This window comes from Massilia sp. CMS3.1 (assembly GCF_051262535.1).
Lineage (GTDB): Bacteria > Pseudomonadota > Gammaproteobacteria > Burkholderiales > Burkholderiaceae_D > Telluria.
On record NZ_JBIMES010000012.1, the window covers coordinates 21,541 to 41,479 of the forward strand.

General features: G+C 62.9%; 16 protein-coding genes. 3 read left to right on the forward strand and 13 right to left on the reverse strand.

Annotation, left to right across the window (positions count from 1 at the left end; genetic code table 11):
• Positions 1-17: 17 nt before the first annotated feature.
• On the reverse strand, positions 18-2,333 hold the full coding sequence (locus tag ACHAC9_RS18315) for a UvrD-helicase domain-containing protein (protein ID WP_435761992.1): 2,316 nt from the start codon (positions 2,331-2,333) through the stop codon (positions 18-20).
• 384 nt (positions 2,334-2,717) lie between these two features.
• On the opposite strand from ACHAC9_RS18315, the gene ACHAC9_RS18320 reads away from it, so the two are divergent.
• The gene (locus ACHAC9_RS18320) at positions 2,718-3,263 is read left to right on the forward strand and encodes an SRPBCC family protein (RefSeq protein WP_435761994.1); all 546 of its coding nucleotides are present in this window, start codon (positions 2,718-2,720) and stop codon (positions 3,261-3,263) included.
• 72 nt (positions 3,264-3,335) lie between these two features.
• On the opposite strand, the gene ACHAC9_RS18325 is transcribed toward ACHAC9_RS18320, so the two are convergent.
• Positions 3,336-5,405: a M13 family metallopeptidase gene (locus ACHAC9_RS18325; protein WP_435761996.1), complete on the reverse strand. Its 2,070-nt coding sequence runs from the start codon at positions 5,403-5,405 to the stop codon at positions 3,336-3,338.
• Between the two features lie 118 nt (positions 5,406-5,523).
• Here ACHAC9_RS18325 and ACHAC9_RS18330 point away from each other — a divergent pair, with 118 nt between their 5' ends.
• Positions 5,524-5,853 carry a YnfA family protein gene (locus tag ACHAC9_RS18330; protein ID WP_435761998.1) on the forward strand — a complete coding sequence of 110 codons (330 nt, stop codon included), beginning with the start codon at positions 5,524-5,526 and terminating at the stop codon, positions 5,851-5,853.
• A gap of 4 nt (positions 5,854-5,857) precedes the next feature.
• Here ACHAC9_RS18330 and ACHAC9_RS18335 read toward each other — a convergent pair whose 3' ends face one another.
• From ACHAC9_RS18335 to ACHAC9_RS18345, 3 genes are all read right to left on the reverse strand, one after another.
• Complete coding sequence (locus ACHAC9_RS18335) at positions 5,858-8,161, reverse strand: TonB-dependent receptor domain-containing protein (RefSeq protein WP_435762000.1); 2,304 nt, start codon at positions 8,159-8,161, stop codon at positions 5,858-5,860.
• Positions 8,162-8,289: 128 nt separating this feature from the next.
• On the reverse strand, positions 8,290-8,955 hold the full coding sequence (locus ACHAC9_RS18340) for a hypothetical protein (protein WP_435762002.1): 666 nt from the start codon (positions 8,953-8,955) through the stop codon (positions 8,290-8,292).
• Positions 8,956-9,174: 219 nt separating this feature from the next.
• A complete protein-coding gene (locus ACHAC9_RS18345) occupies positions 9,175-10,281 on the reverse strand; it encodes an S-(hydroxymethyl)glutathione dehydrogenase/class III alcohol dehydrogenase (RefSeq protein WP_435762004.1) in 1,107 nt (368 codons plus the stop codon).
• A gap of 331 nt (positions 10,282-10,612) precedes the next feature.
• Between ACHAC9_RS18345 and ACHAC9_RS18350 the strand changes: the two genes are divergently transcribed.
• Complete coding sequence (locus ACHAC9_RS18350; protein WP_435762006.1) at positions 10,613-12,190, forward strand: S8 family serine peptidase; 1,578 nt, start codon at positions 10,613-10,615, stop codon at positions 12,188-12,190.
• A 71-nt stretch (positions 12,191-12,261) separates the two neighbouring features.
• Here the strand turns inward: ACHAC9_RS18350 and ACHAC9_RS18355 are convergent, their stop codons facing one another.
• The 8 genes from ACHAC9_RS18355 to thiC all read right to left on the reverse strand — a co-directional run bounded on the left by ACHAC9_RS18355 (position 12,262) and on the right by thiC (position 19,918).
• Positions 12,262-14,142, reverse strand: a complete 1,881-nt coding sequence (locus ACHAC9_RS18355) for a potassium transporter Kup (protein ID WP_435762008.1) — start codon at positions 14,140-14,142, stop codon at positions 12,262-12,264.
• A 79-nt stretch (positions 14,143-14,221) separates the two neighbouring features.
• Entirely contained in the window at positions 14,222-14,896 is a 675-nt protein-coding gene (locus tag ACHAC9_RS18360) for an ion channel (RefSeq protein WP_435762010.1), read from the reverse strand.
• 127 nt (positions 14,897-15,023) lie between these two features.
• A complete protein-coding gene (locus ACHAC9_RS18365) occupies positions 15,024-15,500 on the reverse strand; it encodes a chemotaxis protein CheW (RefSeq protein ID WP_435762012.1) in 477 nt (158 codons plus the stop codon).
• A gap of 113 nt (positions 15,501-15,613) precedes the next feature.
• Positions 15,614-16,237: a thiamine phosphate synthase gene (gene thiE / locus ACHAC9_RS18370; protein ID WP_435762014.1), complete on the reverse strand. Its 624-nt coding sequence runs from the start codon at positions 16,235-16,237 to the stop codon at positions 15,614-15,616.
• A gap of 7 nt (positions 16,238-16,244) precedes the next feature.
• On the reverse strand, positions 16,245-16,994 hold the full coding sequence (gene thiD, locus ACHAC9_RS18375) for a bifunctional hydroxymethylpyrimidine kinase/phosphomethylpyrimidine kinase (RefSeq protein ID WP_435762016.1): 750 nt from the start codon (positions 16,992-16,994) through the stop codon (positions 16,245-16,247).
• Positions 16,991-17,773: a thiazole synthase gene (locus ACHAC9_RS18380; RefSeq protein WP_435762018.1), complete on the reverse strand. Its 783-nt coding sequence runs from the start codon at positions 17,771-17,773 to the stop codon at positions 16,991-16,993. The genes thiD and ACHAC9_RS18380 overlap by 4 nt, the downstream gene beginning before the upstream one ends.
• A gap of 13 nt (positions 17,774-17,786) precedes the next feature.
• Positions 17,787-18,002, reverse strand: a complete 216-nt coding sequence (gene thiS, locus ACHAC9_RS18385; protein ID WP_435762020.1) for a sulfur carrier protein ThiS — start codon at positions 18,000-18,002, stop codon at positions 17,787-17,789.
• 2 nt (positions 18,003-18,004) lie between these two features.
• A complete protein-coding gene (thiC, locus tag ACHAC9_RS18390) occupies positions 18,005-19,918 on the reverse strand; it encodes a phosphomethylpyrimidine synthase ThiC (RefSeq protein WP_435762022.1) in 1,914 nt (637 codons plus the stop codon).
• Between the last annotated feature and the right edge of the window lie 21 nt (positions 19,919-19,939).

Consider the following 19,939-nt stretch of genomic DNA (forward strand, 5'->3'; position numbering starts at 1 on the left):
ACGGTGCGCTTAGGGGCTTAGCGCGAAATTCGCTCCAGCTTCGCCACCGACAAGTCGAGCACCTTCATGCCGGATGCGCCGAAGTTAATTTGCGCGCGCGCCGCGCCTGCCCCACCCTCGATATTCACGATCACGCCTTCGCCGAACTTGGCGTGCGTGACCGATTCGCCGACGCGCCAGCCGGAGCCGTTCCCGCCCGACTTCTGGGTGATCTGCTGGGCGATCTTGTTGTCGCTGCCCCCATTGCGGAAGGCGGTGTCGTCCCAGGCGGTGGCGGCTTTCTTGTTGGCGAACCAGTGGCTCTGCACACGCGGCGACAGCCATTTCAGGGCTTCTTCCGGCAACTCGTCGAAGAAACGCGACTTCATGTTGTAGCGGGTCTGGCCGTGCAGCATGCGCTGCTGGGTGAAGCTCATGTACAAACGCTTGCGCGCGCGCGTAATGGCCACGTACATCAGGCGCCGCTCTTCGTCCACTCCATCGAGTTCGCGGGCGCTGGTTTCGTGCGGGAACAGGCCTTCTTCGAGTCCAGTAATAAAGACTGCGTCAAATTCCAGGCCCTTGGCCGAGTGCACCGTCATCAGTTGCATTGCGTCCTGCCCGGCCTGGGCCTGGGCGTCGCCCGCTTCCAGCGACGCGTGGGCGAGGAAAGCCGACAAGGGCGACATCACTTGCGACAAGGGGGTATCCGCATCCATGATCTCGATGCCGTCCTGGTAGACGACCGCGTCCCCGGCCTGCGCCTGCGACTGTGGTCCCAGGTGGGCCGGTGCGAACTGGCCGAAACCTTCTTCCTGAACGAATTGCGTCGCGGCGCTGACCATCTGCTCGAGGTTTTCGATGCGGTCGGCGCCTTCTTTTTCGTTCCCGTAATGCGCCAGCAGGTTGCTGCGCTCGAGCACGACGCGCACCATTTCCGGCAGCGCCAGCTGCTGGGTCTCGAAACGCGCGCCTTCAATCAGCTTCACGAAAGCGCCCAGCGAAGTACCCGCCTTGCCCGTCATGTAGGGCACGGCCGCATACAGCGACACGCCATAGGTGTCGGCAGCCATCTGCAACTGCTCGATCGAGCGCACGCCGATTCCGCGCGTCGGAAAGTTGACGACGCGTAGGAAAGCCGAATCGTTGTGCGGATTGTCCATCAGCTGCAGGTAGGCAATCGCATGCTTGACCTCGGCGCGCTGGAAGTAGCGCAGGCCGCCATACACCGTGTACGGAATGCCGGCCGCGAACAGCGCGTGCTCGATGACCCGGCTTTGCGCGTTCGAACGGTACAGGATTGCAATTTCCTTGCGTGCAAGGCCCTCACCCATCAGGCTCTTGGCTTCCTCGATGATCCACTGCGCTTCTTCGAGATCGGACGAGGCTTCGTAGATGCGTACCGGCTCCCCCTGCCCCGCGTCCGTGCGCAGGTTTTTACCGAGGCGCTTCGTGTTATTCGCAATCAGGTAGTTGGCGCTGTCGAGGATGTGACCATGCGAGCGATAGTTCTGCTCGAGCTTGATCAGGTTCTGGACGCGGAAATCGCGCTCGAAGGCCGACATGTTGCCGACGTTGGCGCCGCGGAAGGCGTAAATGCTCTGGTCGTCGTCGCCGACCGCGAAGATCGCGCCGCCGACCTGCTCGCCATGGCCGGCCAGTACTTTGAGCAGCTTGTACTGCAGGTCGTTGGTATCCTGGAACTCGTCGACCAGCACGTGCTTGAAACGCATCTGGTAATGCTGGCGCAGCGGCGCATTGCGCGACAACAGCTCGTACGAGCGCAGCAGCAACTCGGCGAAATCGACCACGCCTTCGCGCTGGCATTGCTGGTCGTAGAGCTCGTACAGCTCGACCATCTTGCGTTCGATCGGATCATAGGCCTCGACCTGTCCGGCGCGCAGTCCCTGGTCTTTTGCATTGTTGATGAAGTACATCAGGTTTTTGGCCGGATATTTTTCATCGTCGACATTCGCTGCCTTCAACAGGCGCTTGATCATCGACAGTTGATCTTGCGAATCGAGGATCTGGAACGATTGCGGCAGGGCAGCGTCGCGGTAATGCGTGCGCAACAGCCGATTACATAACCCGTGGAAAGTGCCGATCCACATGCCGCGCGTGTTCACCGGCAGCATCGTCGACAGGCGGGTCAACATCTCCTTCGCCGCCTTGTTGGTAAACGTCACCGCCATGATGCCGGCCGGGCTCACCTGCTGCGTCTGCAGCAGCCAGGCGATGCGGGTGGTCAGCACGCGGGTCTTGCCCGAACCGGCGCCCGCAAGGATCAGCGCGCTTTGCGAGGGCAGCGTAACGGCGGCCAATTGTTCGGGATTGAGGTTGTGAAGGAGATTCATGCGACCATTATACCGTTCGGATTTACTGTATGCCCATCCAGTCTCGCGCAGAAACTGTGCAGTGGCGAAATAAAATTTCATAAATGCGCAATCCATGAAACATTATTTCATCAGCCTTCTTCTGTATACATGGACATGCTGCCATGGTTATCGGCAGTATTGGCAAATTTAGTGCGGATGAGCGCCAGACGATCGTCGCGGAACAGACACCAATTTTCCAACAAAAAGTAATAAGCACGCCGCATTATCTGGCAACTGCATCTAACTCAGCAGTATTAGCAGGTAATTCTCCCGCGCGCCACCTGTTCAGAAATTCACTTAACTTAACGACAAATACGCAAACTACCGCGTGGCTCACCCAATTGTTCTTACGAGGAGAAACCTATGTTGAATCGAGTGATGACTGTCGCCGCACTTGCTGTCGGTGGAATTATGCTGTCGAAGAAAATGAAGAAAAATCGCACCCAGAATGGGGACTCGTCGATTATCGAGGCAATCGAAGTCAACGTGCCTGTGCGCGCCGCCTACAACCAGTTCACCCAGTTCGAAGATTTCCCGCAGTTCATGAAGAGCGTCAAGGATATCCGCCAGCTCGACGACAAGCGCCTGCACTGGAAAGCGAATATCGCCGGCGAAGACAAAGAGTGGGATGCGGAAATCACCGAGCAGATCCCGGACAAGCGCATCGCCTGGCGCAGCATCGGCGGCGTGCACAATGCCGGCGTGGTGACTTTCCACAAGATTTCCGACAACGTCACCCGTGTGACCCTGCAGATGGATTACCAGCCGGACGGCGTGCTGGAAGCGATCGGCGACGCCCTGGGCGCGGTGCGCATGGAAACCCGTGCGAACCTGACGAACTACAAGGAAATGCTGGAAAAGCGCGGCGCCGAAACCGGCGGCTGGCGCGGCAAGATCGACCAGCACTGATCAGCCCTGCACTTGGCAAGAGCAAAAAAGCCCGGAGGCCAGCATTGGCCTTCGGGCATTATTTTATTGTGCCTACCAGACCCGGCAACGCTTGGCCGCCACCATCGGCTGCCCCGGCTTGCACGAGAACGCCTTTTCGAATTCCGGCATGTTGATCACGACGCCATTGACCCGGTATTTGCCGGGCGAGTGCGGATCGGTTACCGCCGTCACGCGCAGGTTTTCCGGGCGGTCGTTTTCGCAGGCCCATTGCGCGTAGCCCACAAAAAAGCGCTGCTCAGGGCTCAAGCCGTCCCGCAGCGCCTGCGCCTGCTGCGGCATGCTTGCCATCTGCGTCTTCCACGCCATCCAGCCGAGGATTACGCCGCCCAGATCGGCCACGTCTTCGCCGAGGGTCAGCTTGCTGTTGATCTTGATGTCGTCGACCACGGTGTAGCCGGCGTACTGGTCGGCAATGCAGGCGGCGCGGTCGGTGAATTGTTTGCCGTCCTTTTTGGTCCACCAGTCTTTCAAATTACCCTTGGCATCGAACTGGCGGCCCTCGTCGTCGAACGCATGGGTCAGCTCGTGGCCGATGGTGCCGCCCGTGTTGCCGTAGTTCGGCGCGTCGTCCATCTTCGGGTCGAACAGCGGCGGCTGCAGCACGCCGGCCGGGAAATTGATGTCGTTCATCTGCGGATTGAAATAGGCGTTCACCGTCGGCGGCGTCATCAGCCACTCGCTGCGATCCAGGGGTTTGCCGATCTTGGCCAGCTGGCGCCGGTGTTCGAACAGGTTGCCACGCACGACATTGGCGGCAAAGTCGTCCGCGCGCACCTCGTAATGCGAATAATCGCGCCAGGTGTCCGGATAGCCGATCTTGTTGACGATGGCGTCGAGTTTTTCGCGGGCGCGCTTCTTCGTTGCAGGACTCATCCAGTCGAGCGATTCGATGTCCTTCGCCATCGCCTCCTCCACCTGGCGCGTCATGTGCAGCGATTTGGCTTTCAGTTCAGGCGAGAAGGCGCGGCCGACGAATTCCTGGCCAAGCGCTTCGCCCAGCTGGGCGTCGACCAGTTGCACGCAGCGCTTCCAGCGCGGCTGCTGTTTCTCGACGCCGCGCAGCGTCTTGCTGAAGAAGGCAAAATGCGGTTCGTCGAACTGCGGCGACAAGGCCGGCGCCATGGCTTCGAGCACATGCCAGCGCAGATAGGTCTTGATGGCGGCGAGCTCGTTGGCGCGCAACTGTTTGCCGAAGGCACGGAAAAACTTTGGCTCGGTGACATTGAAGGTATTCAACCCCGGCTGGCCGATCTCGGCCAGGTAGGTCTTCCAGTCGAAGCCGGGCGTCATGCGCTGCAAGGCTTTCAGATCGGCCTTGTTGTACAACTTGTACGGGTCGCGTTTCTCGACGCGCGTCAGCGTGGCTTGTGCCAGGGCCGTCTCGATGCGCATCACCGTCGCCGCCGAGCGCCTGGCCACCTTCGGCGACTCGCCGATCAGGCCGAACATGGTCGTCATGTGCGCCAGGTACTTGGCACGGATCCCCTTCGAGCGCGCATCGGTTTTCAGGTAATAATCGCGGTCCGGCAAGCCCAGGCCACCGCCGTCGGCAAATGCAATGACGCGGGTCGAGTCGCCGAAGTCCTGGTTGGCACCGAAGCCGAAGAAGAAATCCTCGTTTGACAAGGTCAGCTGCAGCGCCGCCACCAGGCGTGGCAAGTCGCGCTTGCCGGCCATCGCGTCGATCTGCTCTAACCAGGGTTGCAATGGCGCCGCGCCACGTGTCGCAATCGCGCCTTCGTCCATGCAGGCGCCGAAATAGTCGCCGATCTTTTGCTGGGTGCTGCTGCGGCCTTCCTTCTGTTTTGCAAGAGCGTCGAGGATGCCCCACAGGTAGCGCTGGTTGTCCTGGGCCAGCTTGCTGTAGACCGACCAGCGCGCCTGGTCGGCCGGGACCGGGTTGTTCTTCATCCAGCCGCCGCAGGCGAACTGGTAAAAGTCGACGCAAGGGTTGGCGCTCTTGTCCATCGAATTGACGTCCAGGCCCGGCGTATACGGGAAGGTCGTGGCCGGGCGTTCAGCTTGGGTGCTTTGCGCAGAAGCAAGCGCAGCTGTACCGGCAAGCAGGCTGGAGAGGGCAAGACGGGTGAATTGGTGCATGGGATCGGGTCCGGAAAAGGGATTCTCCATGCTGACATACAAGTATTGCTAAAAGCAATATTGATGAGTGAGCGCTGACGCCAGGTGTATCATCCGGCAACCATCACGCGACTTCGCCATGCCGGAACTGATCAAACTCGCCCTGTTGTTCGCGCTGACCGCGCTGGCTGAAATCGTCGGCTGCTACCTGCCCTGGCTGGTACTGAAACAGGGCAAGCCGCTCTGGCTGTTGCTGCCCGCGGCCGCATCGCTGGCGCTGTTCGCCTGGCTATTGACGCTGCACCCCAGCGCCGCCGGCCGTACCTACGCGGCCTACGGCGGCATGTACATCGCAATCGCCCTACTGTGGCTGCGCTTTGTCGACGGTGTCGCCCTCACCCGGTGGGACGCGGCCGGCGCCTCGCTGGCATTGGCCGGCATGGCCGTCATCGCCCTGCAACCAAAGTAAGCGCTCAATGGCCCGGACCACCCGGCCCCATGCCGCCGCCGGCACCGCGCATGCCTGGCCCGCCGCCCGGCCGTCCCTGGCGCTGCCCGTTGCCGCCGACACTGCCGAAACGGTAGGACAGGCCGACAAACACGGTGCGCCCGTCGAAACGGCGGATGCTGGTTTCGCGCAGGCGGTCGGTCTCGGTGATCATGTCCATCTTCTGCGAATCGAAGACGTCGTTGAGGTTCACCACCAGCGACAGCGCCGGGGTCAGGGTACGGCGGTAGTTGATGTCGGCCGTGGCGGACGGCTCCCGGAAACCCTCGCCGAGCAGGGTCTTGCCCTGGGCGTTGATCATCAGCTGCAGCTGGTTCTCGCGGTCGATCTGGTAGCCGATACGGGCGCGTCCGCTGAGCGAGGTGGCGCTGCGCTTGTCGCCGCTGGCGCTGCCCAGCACGGTCTGCTCGGAATAGCCGAGGTTGCCGCTCGCATTGAGAGTCAGTTTCTCGGTCGCCTTGCCGCCGAATGAAAATTCGAGGCCGCCCGAATTGCTGCTGCCGGCGTTTTCGCGCGTCGTCAGCAAGACGTTATCGGCCAGGAAGAAGCGCCGCTCCGAGATCAGATCGGTATCGCGCCGCGCGTACAGGCGCAGGTTCGTATCGACCTTGCCGAGCTTGGTCTCGAGGCCGAGTTCGAGCGAGTCGGCATCGCTCGGCCGCAGGTTCGGGTTGCCCGAGGAAACATTGAACTCGTCACGGTAGATGACGAACGGGTTCAGGTCGCCCGCACTCGGACGGCGGATACGGTGCGCATAGCTCAGTCGCAGCGTCGTGTCGTCCGACCAGCCATAGGTCACGAAGGCGCTCGGAATCGCGTCGAGATAATTGTTGCGGGCACGGATATTCGTCGTCACCTGGAACAGGTCGACGTCGGTGTACTCGGCACGCAGGCCGCCGAGCACGCCCCACTGGCTGTTGATGCGCCACTGGTACGAAGCGTATAGAGCCGCGGTCGTTTCGTCGAGTTCGAAGCGATTCGTGCGCCCCGTGTTGATGCGCTCAAACAGCGAGGCCGCATCGACGTCGAAGTAGGCGTTGTCGAACACGCTGCTGGTGCGCGCCAGCTTGTAGCCCATTTTCAAGATGCCGCGCTCGCCCGGCAGCTCGTAGTCGCCCGTAAAGTCGGCCACGCGGTTGTCGGTCAGGTTGTCCTGGCGCGTGCGTGCGGCCTGCGCATTGACCGGGCGTACCGTGTAGTCGGTGGCGTTGCGGCTGTCGCCCTCGTTTTTTGCACCCGACAGGCGCAGGTCCATCTTGAACAGTTCGCCTTGCGAATCGCCCTTGTGGTCGAGGCGGGTCGAGAGGCTGTAGGTGCGGTTGCTGCCCTCGCGCTGGCCAGAGCGCAGGTAGTCGCTATCGAGCACGCCGGCCGGGTTCGTGCCTTGGTAGCGCTCGCTCGAGATGGTATCGTTGTCGCTGCCCGATGCCATGACGGCCACGGCCACTACGTCCTTGTCGCCCAGGTTGTAGCTGAGCGAACCGTTCAGGCCCACGACCTTGTTTTCCGTGTCGCTGTTCGATGCCTGGGTGCTGCGCGCGACCGCGCCGGTGACCGGGTCGATGCGCTCGCGCACCGTGTCGCCGCTCGCGCCGCGCTTGTCGCGACGCCCGTACAGGCTGCCCTGCGCACTCATGCGTCCCGTCGTATAGCTGCCGAAACTGTTGGCGTTGAAGCGGCCCTCGGTGCCGGCATTCGCGTTGACCGATCCAAACCCGCCAGGCGTGCGCTCGCGCCGCATCACCAGGTTCAGAATCGGCCCGCCCCCGCCTTCGTTACCGAACTGGGCACCGGGATTGTTGATGACTTCGACCGATTCCAGGTCCGCCGCCGGCAGCGCATTGAGCGCCGCCGCCCGGTTCTCGCCCTGCATCATGGCCGAGGGCTTGCCGTCGACATAGATCTGGACATTGCTTTTGCCACGCAGCGTCACCCCGCCGTCGGCGTCGACCGCCACCGACGGCACTTTGTTCAGGGTATCGGCCACGGTGTCGTTCGAGCTGGCCGGGTCGGCTTTCACGTCGTAAACCTGGCGGTCGATCCGGTTCGAATTGCGCTTGGTGGTAACGGAGACGGTGGCCGGGCTGTCCGTCGTCGACTGGTTTTGTTCGGGGGCGGCCACCGCAACCGCCACAGGCGCCGATTGCGGCGCCGGCTGCTGTGCGCAGGCCGGGCCGGAGACAATCAGCGTCCCGAGAACGAAGGCCACCAAGGGACGGCGGCGCGGCAGGACAGGGACGGACACGGTGGAGCGGTATTTGGCAGGCATGGAAGGCGTCGGCATTGCAGAGTTTGATCAGCTGCAATTGTCGCATGCTGCCGGGTCCGCATTCTTTTCGATGCGCGCGATTTGGTAACGGCGTGTTTCAGGCGCCGGCACACAGAAAAAAGCTGGGGTCACTTTACGCTTGAGCTCGTCTCCTCAACCTGACCCCAGCTGTTGAGACGTGCCTTGCCGCTGGTAAGCGCCTCGCCGATGATGGCGCGCGTGGTCCGGTCGGCCTCCTTCTGCTGCGCTTCCATCTGCTCGCCCAGTACTTCCATTTTCTTGCCGACCGCCTCCATCGGCTTGCCGGCGTCTTCCATCTTCTTGCCGATGGCTTCCATTTTTTCTTTGTTCAGGGTGACGGCGGCGAGTGCCATCTGGTTGCCGTACTTGCCCATCTCTTCGCCGTGACGGCCCATTTCCTTGCCGTGTTTCTCCATCGCGGCGCCAGTCTTTTCCATCGGCGCCCAGGCCTGGCGCACGCGCTCCAACATGGCTGCGTCCTGCAGAATATATTCCTTGCCGTCTTTGCGGAACCAGAAGAATTCGCCCTGCACCCGACGCTTGATGGCCTCGATATCGGCGTCGGAGACCTTATTGCCCGTCAGGTCCAGGCGCGAGCCCGCACGCACCAGGGCGTAGGATTCGCCGCCCTCGCTGCGGTGCATGGCGCGCACCTTTTGCACGCCCTCGGATGGCGGCGCGGCCTTGGCGCTCACTAAAGGGGCCGCGCAGGCGGCAGCGACAGCGCTCAGCAGGAGCGCGTGTTTGACGAACGTAAAGCGGGAAGCCTGCATGATGTCCTCCAGAAGCCAGTTGGCAATGGATGGACTGTAGAAGAACGAAGTACCGCCTGTCCGCGCCGTGCGATAAACGGTCGCTTTCGCGGAACAGGCGGTAGAGTGCCTGGCAAGACGCCCATGACGGCGTTGCAACGTGTCGCCGTACCAGCGTACTGTCTTCGACCTTGCGCCTTGCCCTGGGTATCCTGCCAGGCACTCTACAAACGATATCGATCAGTAGACCACGACCGAGCGGATCGACTCGCCCGACTTCATCAGATCAAAACCTTCGTTGATGCGCTCGAGCGGCAGGTGGTGGGTGATCAGGTCGTCGATGTTGATCTTGTTTTCCATGTACCAGTCGACGATTTTCGGCACGTCGGTGCGTCCGCGCGCGCCGCCGAAAGCGGAACCCTTCCACACGCGGCCGGTCACCAGCTGGAAGGGGCGGGTGGAAATTTCGGCGCCCGCTTCGGCCACGCCGATGATGATCGACTGGCCCCAGCCCTTGTGGCAGCACTCGAGCGATTGGCGCATGGTGTTCACATTACCGATGCATTCGAAACTGTAGTCGGCGCCGCCGTCGGTGATCCCGACAATGCTGTCGACCACGTTCTCGACCTGGGTCGGATTCACAAAATGGGTCATGCCGAACTTGCGCGCCATTTGCTCGCGCGCCGGGTTGATGTCGACGCCGATGATCTTGTCGGCGCCGACCATCTTCGCCGCCTGGATCACGTTCAGGCCGATGCCGCCCAGGCCGAACACGACGACATTCGCACCCGCCTCCACCTTGGCGGTAAAGATCACGGCGCCGATGCCGGTGGTGACGCCGCAGCCGATGTAGCAGATCTTGTCGAAGGGCGCGTCCGAACGCACCTTGGCCAGCGCGATTTCCGGCACCACGATGTAGTTCGAGAAGGTCGACGTGCCCATGTAGTGGTAGATCGGCTTGCCGTCGATCGAAAAGCGCGAGGTGGCATCCGGCATCAGGCCGCGCCCTTGCGTCGAGCGGATCGCCTGGCACAAATTCGTCTTTTGCGACAGGCAGAATTTGCACTGGCGGCATTCCGGCGTGTACAGGGGGATGACATGGTCATCCTTGCGCAGGCTGGTCACGCCCGGACCGACGTCGACCACGACGCCGGCACCTTCATGGCCGAGGATGGCCGGGAACAGGCCTTCGGGGTCGGCGCCCGAGAGCGTGTAGTAATCGGTGTGGCAAATGCCGGTGGCCTTGACTTCGACCAGTACCTCGCCGGCACGCGGGCCGTCGAGCTCGACTTCTTCGATCGTCAGCGGCTGACCCGCCTTCCACGCAATCGCTGCCTTGGTTTTCATGAATGTTCCTGTGACTTGGGATGGAGCAGCCATCATACCAAGAGCAAAGAAACAAGGTTGCCTGTGCAGGCTGCAAAAATGCTGCATATGCACAATGCTGAGGGCAAAAAATATAGCACTGAATAAATAATCCAAGCCGTTTTCAATCGTGCGAACGTGCAATATTGCAACACGGCTGAGCACGATTAATTTGTCATTTGCCCATGCATATGTTTCGTGCCTACACTGGACTCGGCCGTGAAGAACGGCAACCCTAACGTTTTATAAAAAAACGTGCACGCGAGCAAAGAATCGCGGCATTTCGATAGGCTTTTATACGGAGAAGTAAACAATGGCTCAACCTACCGCTCGTGCTTCAAACAAGACCTTCCGCCTGTGCCTGGCTGCCGCTGCAGTCGGCTTGCTGTGCAATACCGCCAGCGCCGCCAGCGTTGTCGATACCGATACCACCCGCGTCATCGTGAAATTCAAGAAGGGGCAGAAAGCCGTCCTGAAGTCCCTGGTGAGCGGCCTCAAGGGCAAGGTGAAGCACGAAATCTTCAATGACGATGCCATGGCCGTCGAAGTGCCGCGCTCCGCCCTCAAGGGGCTGGAAAACAATCCGAACGTTGAATACATCGAGGAAGATGCGAAGCGCTACCCGCTGGCGCTGACTTCGCCGTCCACCGGCGCGCCCTACGTTGCCGGCCAGCTGGTCCCTTACGGTATCAAGCAAGTGCAGGCCGACCTGCTGAGCGATTCGGCTGCTGCCAACCGCAAGATCTGCATCATCGACTCGGGCTACGACAAGAACCACGAAGACCTCTCAAGCAATCAGGTCACCGGCGAATACGACAGCGGCACCGGCTGGTGGTATACCGACGAGAACCACCACGGCACCCACGTCGCCGGCACCATCGCCGCGATCAACAACAGCGGCACCGGCGTGGTCGGCGTGAATTCGAACAAGCAGATCAAGCTGCACATCGTGAAGGTCTTCGGCGCCGAAGCCTGGGCCTATTCGTCCTCGCTGGCGACGGCTGCCAACAAGTGCAAGGCGGCTGGCGCGAACATCATCAGCATGTCGCTCGGCGGCCCGACCCAGAACACGACCGAGAAAAACGCCTTCGCCTCGCTCGCTTCCGCCGGCATCCTCTCCATCGCCGCGGCCGGTAACGACGGCAATACCCGCTTGTCCTACCCTGCCGGCTACACCAGCGTGGTCTCGGTCGGCGCGGTCGACGAGAACAAGGCCTGGGCCACCTTCTCGCAGTACAACAGCAAGGTCGAACTGGCAGGTCCTGGCGTGGGCGTGCTGTCGACCGTACCGATGGGCAGCGGCCAGGAAGCCGTGCTGTCGGTTGGCGCGAACAGCTATGCACCGGGCGCGATGGAAGGTGCGCCGGTCAAGACCGCAACCGCGCCGTTGGCTGATTTCGGCATCGGCGACACGGTCAACAGCGCCGTCGCCGGCAAGGTCTGCCTGATCGCACGCGGCACGGTCGACTTCTCGACCAAGGTCCTGAATTGCCAGAACAGCGGCGGCGTCGGCGCCATCGTGTACAACAACGTGGCGGGCACCTTTGGCGGCACGCTCGGCACCACCGTGACGACCATCCCGTCGGTCACCGCGACCGATGTCGATGGCAACGCCATGAAGGCCCAATTCGGCCAGAGCGCCACCGTCGGCATCAAGGCATCGAACTACGCCTACTTCGACGGCACTTCGATGGCAACCCCGCACGTGGCAGCCGTCGCCGCCCTGGTGTGGAGCTACTTCCCGACTTGCACCGCTGCGCAGATCCGCACCTCGCTCGGCAAGAGCGCGCTGGACCTGGGCACCGCCGGCCGCGACACCAAGTACGGTTTCGGCCTGGTGCAGGCAAAAGCTGCGCACGACCGTATCAAGTCGCTGGGTTGCGGGATGTAATCCGGCTGCAGGTGGAATGTAAAAGAGGACACTTCGGTGTCCTCTTTTTCGTGTGCTGCCTTATCCCACCATCAGATTTCCACCTGCGTGCCAAGCTCGATCACGCGGTTCGACGGAAGCTTGAAATAGTCGGCCGCATCGCGAGCATTCCGGGCCATCGACGAATACACGCCTTCGCGCCAGGCCGCCATGCCCGACCCCGGCGTGGAAATGATGTTCTGCCTGGCGATGAAATACGAGGTCTCCATCGGCTCGAACACCAATCCATGCTCTGCACAGGCAAGCAGATCCTTCGGCACGTCCCGTTCATCGACAAATCCATATGACAGGGTGACCTGGTAGCACTCGTGCCCAAGCGGCTCGATCGCGATGCGTTCCTTGATCGGAACGGTTGGAATGCCGAGCGGCTGCACCGTCAGGAAGATGACCCGTTCGTGCAGTACCTTGTTGTGAGTCAGGTTATGCAACATGGCATGCGGCACGCCATCGCCTTCCGCACGGAAGAACACGGCCGTTCCGGGAACGCGGTGGGGCGGGCTGTGGAACAGGCTGGTCAGGAAGTCGGGCAGGGGTATCAGGTGCGCCTGCAAGTTTTCATAGACCAGCTGTTTGCCCTTGCGCCAGGTCAGCATCAGCGTCACGAGTACAAAGCTGATCGCCAGCGTGAACCAGCCACCGCTGATGATTTTCAGGCTCGTCGAAGCGAACAGGGTGATATCGAAAATGAGGAAGAAACCTGTCGCCCCCAGGACTGCCAGCAGCGAATAGTTCCAGCCGTAGTAGACGACAAAGAAAGTGAGCAAGGTCGTCGTCAACATGGTGGCCGTCGCAGCGATACCGTAGGCCGACGCCAGGTTGGTCGACGAGCCGAAGGCCACGACCGCAAACACCACGGCTGCGAACTGAAGCCAGTTGATGAGCGGGATGTAGATCTGCCCTTTTTCCTCGCTCGACGTGTGAACGATTTTCATGCGCGGAAGGAAACCCAGCGAGATCGCTTGCTGCGCCACCGAGAAGGCACCGGAAATCGTCGCCTGCGATGCCACGACAGCGGCGACGGTCGACAAGGCCACCAGCGGATAGATGCTCCACGCGCCAAGCTGGTTGAAGAAAGGATTGCTCGCTGCCGCAGGATTCGACAGCAGCATCGCACCCTGGCCGAGGTAATTGAGCGCCAATGCGGGAAACACGACCGAGAACCAGGCGAGCCGTACCGGCTTGCGTCCGAAGTGTCCCATGTCCGCATACAGCGCCTCGGCACCGGTCAGCGCCAGCACGACCGCGCCCAGGGAAACGAAGGCGAACCAGCCATTCTCGCGCAGATAGGTAAAGGCGTAGAGCGGGTTGAAGGCTGCCAGGATGTCCGTGTTTTGCACGATGTTGGCGACGCCCATCGCGGCGAGGGCGGCAAACCATACCAGGACGATCGGCCCGAACCACTTGCCGATGCCGCCCGTGCCGCGGCGCTGCGCCAGATACAGCACCGCCAGCACCGCCAGCGTGATCGGAACCACATAGGGCTTGAATGCCGGCGTCGCCACTTCGAGTCCTTCGATGGAAGACAAGACGGTAATCGCGGGCGTGATGACACCGTCGCCGAAAAACAGCCCGGCGCCGACCATCCCGAGCAACATGACCGGGTAGTAGAGATGGGAATGGCTGCTCACGGACTTCAGGGCCAGTGCGGTCAGGGCCATGATGCCCCCTTCGCCGCCGTTGTCCGCCCGCAGGACCAGCGTCACGTACTTCAGTGAAATGACGATGATCAGGCACCAGAGAATGAGCGACACCACACCGGTGACATTGGCCGGCGTGACGGCAATCCCGTGGGCTGGCGCGAACACTTCCTTCATCGTGTACAGCGGACTGGTACCGATATCGCCGTAGACGATGCCGATGGCGCCGAGCGTCAATGCGGCGATGCCTGATTTTCCGGATGCTTCTTTATTCACGTTTTTCTCGGCATTAATAAAATGAGCAATATTGTAACCATCTTCCGCATAAGAGCCCTGCACGCGGGCGCGAGCGCTTTCACTCAACCGGTTTCGAAGGCTGCATCGTCAGTCCGATCAACCGGGCCACGACCGCCGCCAGGTACATCAGGCCGACGAACATCTCGATGCTGGCGAGCGAGCGGGCGTGGCCCGTCAAGGGAATGACGTCGCCGATGCCGGTGGAGGACAGCAGCGCGAAACTCAGGTAATTGAGTTCCGTCCAGGTGCGTGCCAGCTCGGGGTTGACGGCAGCGCCGAACGAGTGCGGCGTCAGCGCCTGCACCGCCATGTACAGGTGGGCGAAACCCCAGGCCAGCAGGGTGAAGGTGGCGCCGGCGGCATACAGTTCGTCGGTGGTCACCCGGCGGTCGGCCAGCATGTAGGAAATCAGACTGCCGGCGGCGTAGAAGTAGAACAGGGCTTCGATCGCCGAGGACCAGAGCTGCAGATACGGCATGTCGAACAGCATCTGCGCCGTCAGCAGCGCGATGATCGGGAGCGACATGGCTACGCAGATCCAGGTGTGGCCCGGCGTGCGCTGCACCATGCGGACCGTGAAGGCGAGAATGACGATGCCGAAGGCGTTAAAAGCGACGTGGCCGTACCTGGTCTGCTCCAGGAAGGGATACAGGACCATGCCGAGCAGCTGGGCCAGCAGCAGGATGGCCGACGGGTGGCGTCGGGTGTGGACGATCATGCGGAGCAGATGCATCGTTTTCTCGTGAAGGAATGTTCGGTCCGCTATTGTATGCACAAGCGCAGCAGTGACGCGGCACGTCTCGTCCAGGCATGAAAAAACCCGCCACGCGGGCGGGTCCGGGGGACGGCAGCCGCCTGGATCAGGCGGCGACGCTGTCGATCACGCCCATGTCCGCGGACGACATCAGGCGATCGATGTCGACCAGGATGATCATGCGCTCGTCGACCGTGCCCAGGGCCACCACGTAGTCGGTGTTCAGGGCGCCGCCCATGTCGGGCGCGGGCTTGATCTGGTCGGCCGTCAGCGAGATCACGTCGGACACCGAATCGACCACCATGCCCACCACGCGGTCCTGGATGTTCAGGATGATCACGACGGTGAACTGGTTGTAGGTCGGCTCGCCGAGCTTGAATTTGATGCGCATGTCGACGATCGGCACGATGGTGCCGCGCAGGTTGACCACGCCCTTGACGTGCTCCGGAGCGCTGGCAATGCGGGTGACCGATTCGTAGCCGCGGATTTCCTGTACTTTCAGGATCTTGATGCCGTATTCCTCGTTGCCGAGTTTGAAGGCGAGTGCTTCGAGGACCCCATCGTTCATCAACATGTTGTCCATGGTTTTACATTGGTCTGAAAAAAGAGAATACCGGGATTATATATTTTTGCCGCATGGCAATAAATAGCGCATCGTTCGGAAACAGCCATGTGTCTCTCCCTTGCAACGGCACATCATCCGCGCCGGGGTCCGTCGTACAAGGCGGTCATGCGGCGTGCCGCGCCTTCCGGATCCGGGTCGCCGTAGACGGCCGTGATGGCCGCCACCATGTCCGCTCCGCGCGCGACCAGCGGTGCGGCATGTTCCGGCGTCATGCCGCCGATGACGACCAGCGGCAGCGTGATGTCCGCGCGCGCCGCCTCCAGCAGCGTCGGTGAAGTCACAAAATCATACTGCTTCACGGGCGACGGATAGAAGCCGCCGAAGGCGGCGTAGCTGGCGCCGGCGGCCTGCGCCGCGCGCGCCAGCGCCAGGTCGCCATAGCAGGAAGCACCGACAATCGCGGTCTTCCCCAGCGCGCGGCGCGCCTGTGCAAGTGCGGCGTCAAGCGCGCCCAGGTGGACGCCGTCGGCATCGATGTGCATGCACAAGTCGACGTGGTCGTTGATGATGAGCGGCCGGCCGTGGCGCCGGCACAAGGCCAGCAGCGCCCTGGCCTGCTCCAGGCGCAAGTCGCTGCCGGCGTTCTTCTGCCGGTACTGCACCAGGGCCGCGCCGCCGCGCAGGGCCGCTTCGGTCGCCGCCAGCAGCCGTTCGGTGTCGTCCCAGTTCGGGGTGACGAGGTATAAGCCGCGCATGGATGTCCTATGCAATGGAGTGGAGGAAGCGGCGCGGAACGCGCTGCCCCGGGGCGATCGCGAACGACCCGGCCAGCGCCGCATGGCAATAGACCTGGGCCGCGCCGAGGGCGTCGAACATGCCCTCGCCCAGTGCCAGGCGGGCAGCCAGCGCGGAAGCCAGGGTGCAGCCGCTGCCGTGAAACTGCCCGGGCAGGCGCGGCCAGCGCCAGCGCTGTACCAGTGCCCCGTCGCGGTACCAGCGGTTGGTGACAAAGCGGCCGTCCCCATGGCCGCCCGTGATCAAGAGCTGCGCGCACGCAGCAGCGCCGATGGCGCACACTTCCGGTTCGTTCGGCAATGCGATGGTCGCCAGTGCCAGCAGTTCAGCCACACTGTCGACCGGGTCGTGGGCGCCGAGGACGTCGCCGCGCCCGCTGGCCAGTACCGGGTCGAGCACGATCGGCAGGCCTGGTGCGCGTTCGCGCAAACGGCGCAGCAGCCCGGCGATCGCGCGTGCGTTCTCAAGGTTGCCGGGAATGCCGATTTTCACTGCACGGATGTCGCACACCGCAAGCAGCGCCTCGGCCTGGCGCAGCACGAAGCCGGCATCCACCGGCGCCACCGCGTGCACGCGTTCGTTGTCCTGCACCGTCAGTGCTGTCGCCACCGGCAGCGCGTGCGCTCCCTGCGCGGCGATCGCCAGCACATCGGCCGCCAGGCCCGCGCCGCCGCCGGGATCGAGCCCGGCGAAGACCAGTACGCAAGGCACGGTCATGCGAGGCGCCCTTCGAGCGGCGACGAAGGCGCGGCTGCAAAGCGCTTCGGCATGCGCCCGGCGAGATACGCTTCGCGCCCCGCCTGCACGGCCAGCTTCATCGCGCGCGCCATGCGCACGGGTCTGCGCGCATGCGCGATCGCCGTGTTCATCAGGACACCGTCGCAGCCGAGTTCCATGGCGATCGCCGCATCCGAGGCAGTGCCGACCCCGGCGTCGACCAGCACCGGCACCGTGGCCTGCTCGATGATGAGCGACAGGTTCCACGGATTGACGATGCCCATGCCCGAGCCGATCAGGGACGCAAGCGGCATCACGGCGACCACGCCGATCTCCTGCAGGATGCGCGCCTGGACCGGATCGTCGCTGCAGTAGACCATGACGTCGAAGCCGTCCCGCACCAGGGTCTCGGCCGCGCGCAGGGTTTCCGGCATGTGCGGGAACAGCGTCTTCTCGTCGCCCAGCACCTCGAGCTTGACGAGCTTGCGGCCATCGAGCAGTTCGCGCGCCATCTGCAAGGTATAGACCGCATCGGCTGCGTTGTAGCAGCCGGCGCTGTTCGGCAGGATCGTGAAGCGGCCCGGGGGCAGCACATCGAGCAGGTTCGGCGCGTCCGGGTCCTGGCCGATGTTGACGCGCCGGATCGCCACCGTCACGATCTCGGCGTCGGCCGCCAGGGTCGCAGCGCGTGTTTCATCGAGGTCGCGGTACTTGCCGCTGCCGACCAGCAAACGCGAGCGGTAGGTTTTACCGGCGATGATGAGGGAGTCTTCGTTCATGGGTCCAGTCCTTTCAGCCGCCGCCGATGGCGCGTACGATGTCCACCCGATCCCCGGGTGCGAGGGGCCGCGCTTCCCACTGCTGGCGGGGCACTACCTGGCGGTTCACCGCCAGCGCCACCGCCCCGCTCAGGATGCCGAGCGCGCCCACCAGGTGGCCCAGCGTCTGGCCCGCGGGCAGGCGATACGGTTCGCCATTGAGTTCAATCTCAAGTTCAATCGCGCGCATGTTCATACCTCGCGGTACAGCTTCGCACCGCCGCGCACGAACTCGATCGCCTTTTCCCCCATGCCCAGCGCCAGCGCTCCCTCTTCCGGGACGCCACGCGCGGCGGCGTAGGCGCGCACGTCCTGGGTGATCTTCATCGAGCAGAAATGCGGACCGCACATCGAGCAGAAGTGGGCGACCTTGCCCGACTCCTTGGGCAGCGTTTCGTCGTGGAAGGCGCGCGCCTTGTCGGGGTCCAGGCCGAGATTGAACTGGTCTTCCCAGCGGAACTCGAAGCGCGCTTTCGACAGCGCGTTGTCGCGGATCTGCGCGCCGGGATGGCCCTTCGCGAGATCGGCGGCGTGGGCGGCGATTTTATAGGTGATGATCCCGTCCTTGACATCGGCCTTGTCGGGCAGGCCGAGGTGCTCTTTCGGGGTCACATAGCACAGCATGGCGGTGCCGTACCAGCCGATGTGGGCGGCGCCGATGCCCGACGTGATGTGGTCGTAGCCGGGCGCGATGTCGGTGGTCAGCGGCCCGAGGGTATAGAACGGCGCCTCGCCGCAGCCTTCCAGCTGCAGGCGCATGTTCTCGCGGATCAGGTGCAGCGGCACGTGGCCGGGTCCCTCGATCATGGTTTGCACATCGTGTTTCCACGCGACCTGCGTCAGTTCACCGAGGGTGGCCAGTTCCGCCAGCTGTGCTTCGTCGTTGGCGTCGTAGATCGAACCGGGGCGCAGGCCGTCGCCCAGGCTGAAGGCGACGTCATACATCTTCATGATGGCGCAGATGTCCTCGAAATGCGTATAGAGGAAGGACTCCCTGTGGTGCGCCAGACACCACTTGGCCATGATCGAGCCCCCACGCGAGACGATCCCCGTCAGGCGCTTGGCCGTCATCGGCACGTGGGCCAGGCGCACGCCGGCGTGGATCGTGAAATAGTCGACGCCCTGCTCGGCCTGCTCGATGAGCGTGTCGCGGTAGATCTCCCAAGTGAGGTCCTCGGCCTTGCCATGCACCTTTTCCAGCGCCTGGTAGAGCGGCACGGTGCCGATCGGAACCGGGCTGTTCCGCACGATCCATTCGCGCGTTTCGTGAATGTGCTTTCCGGTCGACAGATCCATCACGTTGTCGGCGCCCCAGCGGATCGCCCAGGTCATCTTGTCGACCTCTTCGCCGATCGACGAGGTCACGGCCGAGTTGCCGATGTTGGCGTTGATCTTGACGAGGAAGTTGCGGCCGATGATCATCGGCTCGCTCTCGGGATGATTGATGTTGGCCGGGATGATGGCGCGTCCGCGCGCGACTTCCGCACGCACGAATTCCGGCGTGATCACGTCGGGGATACTCGCGCCGAAGGACTGGCCCGGGTGCTGGCGGCCCAGCAGTTCGGCCGTGCGCTTTCCCATCGGGCCGCTGTTTTCCAGCTGCGCCAGGTATTCCTGCCGGCGCAGGTTCTCGCGCAGGGCGACGAATTCCATCTCGGGGGTGATGATGCCGCGTCGCGCATAGTGCATCTGGGTGACGTTGCTGCCCGCTTTTGCCCGGCGTGGTGTGCGTCCCAGCCCGAAGCGCAGCGCGTCCAGGCCGGGATCGCGCAGGCGCTGGGCACCGAAGGCGGAACTCGGGCCGGGCAGCGCCTCGGTGTCGCCGCGCGCGGCGATCCAGTCGGCGCGTAGTGGCGCCAGGCCGCGCCGGATGTCGATCGTGGCCGCCGGGTCGGTGTAGGGGCCCGACGTGTCGTAGACGAACACCGGCGGGTTGGGCTCGCCGCCGAAGCTGGCGGAGGTATCCGATTGGGCCACCGCGCGCATCGGCACCCGGATGTCGGGGCGGCTGCCTTCGATGAAGACCTTGGTCGAATTGGGAAACGGTGCAATGGCGGCCAGGTCCACGGTGGCGGTGGTGGCGTCGAACTTCAGTGGTGCGTTCATGCGGCTCCTTTGGGCAGGAGC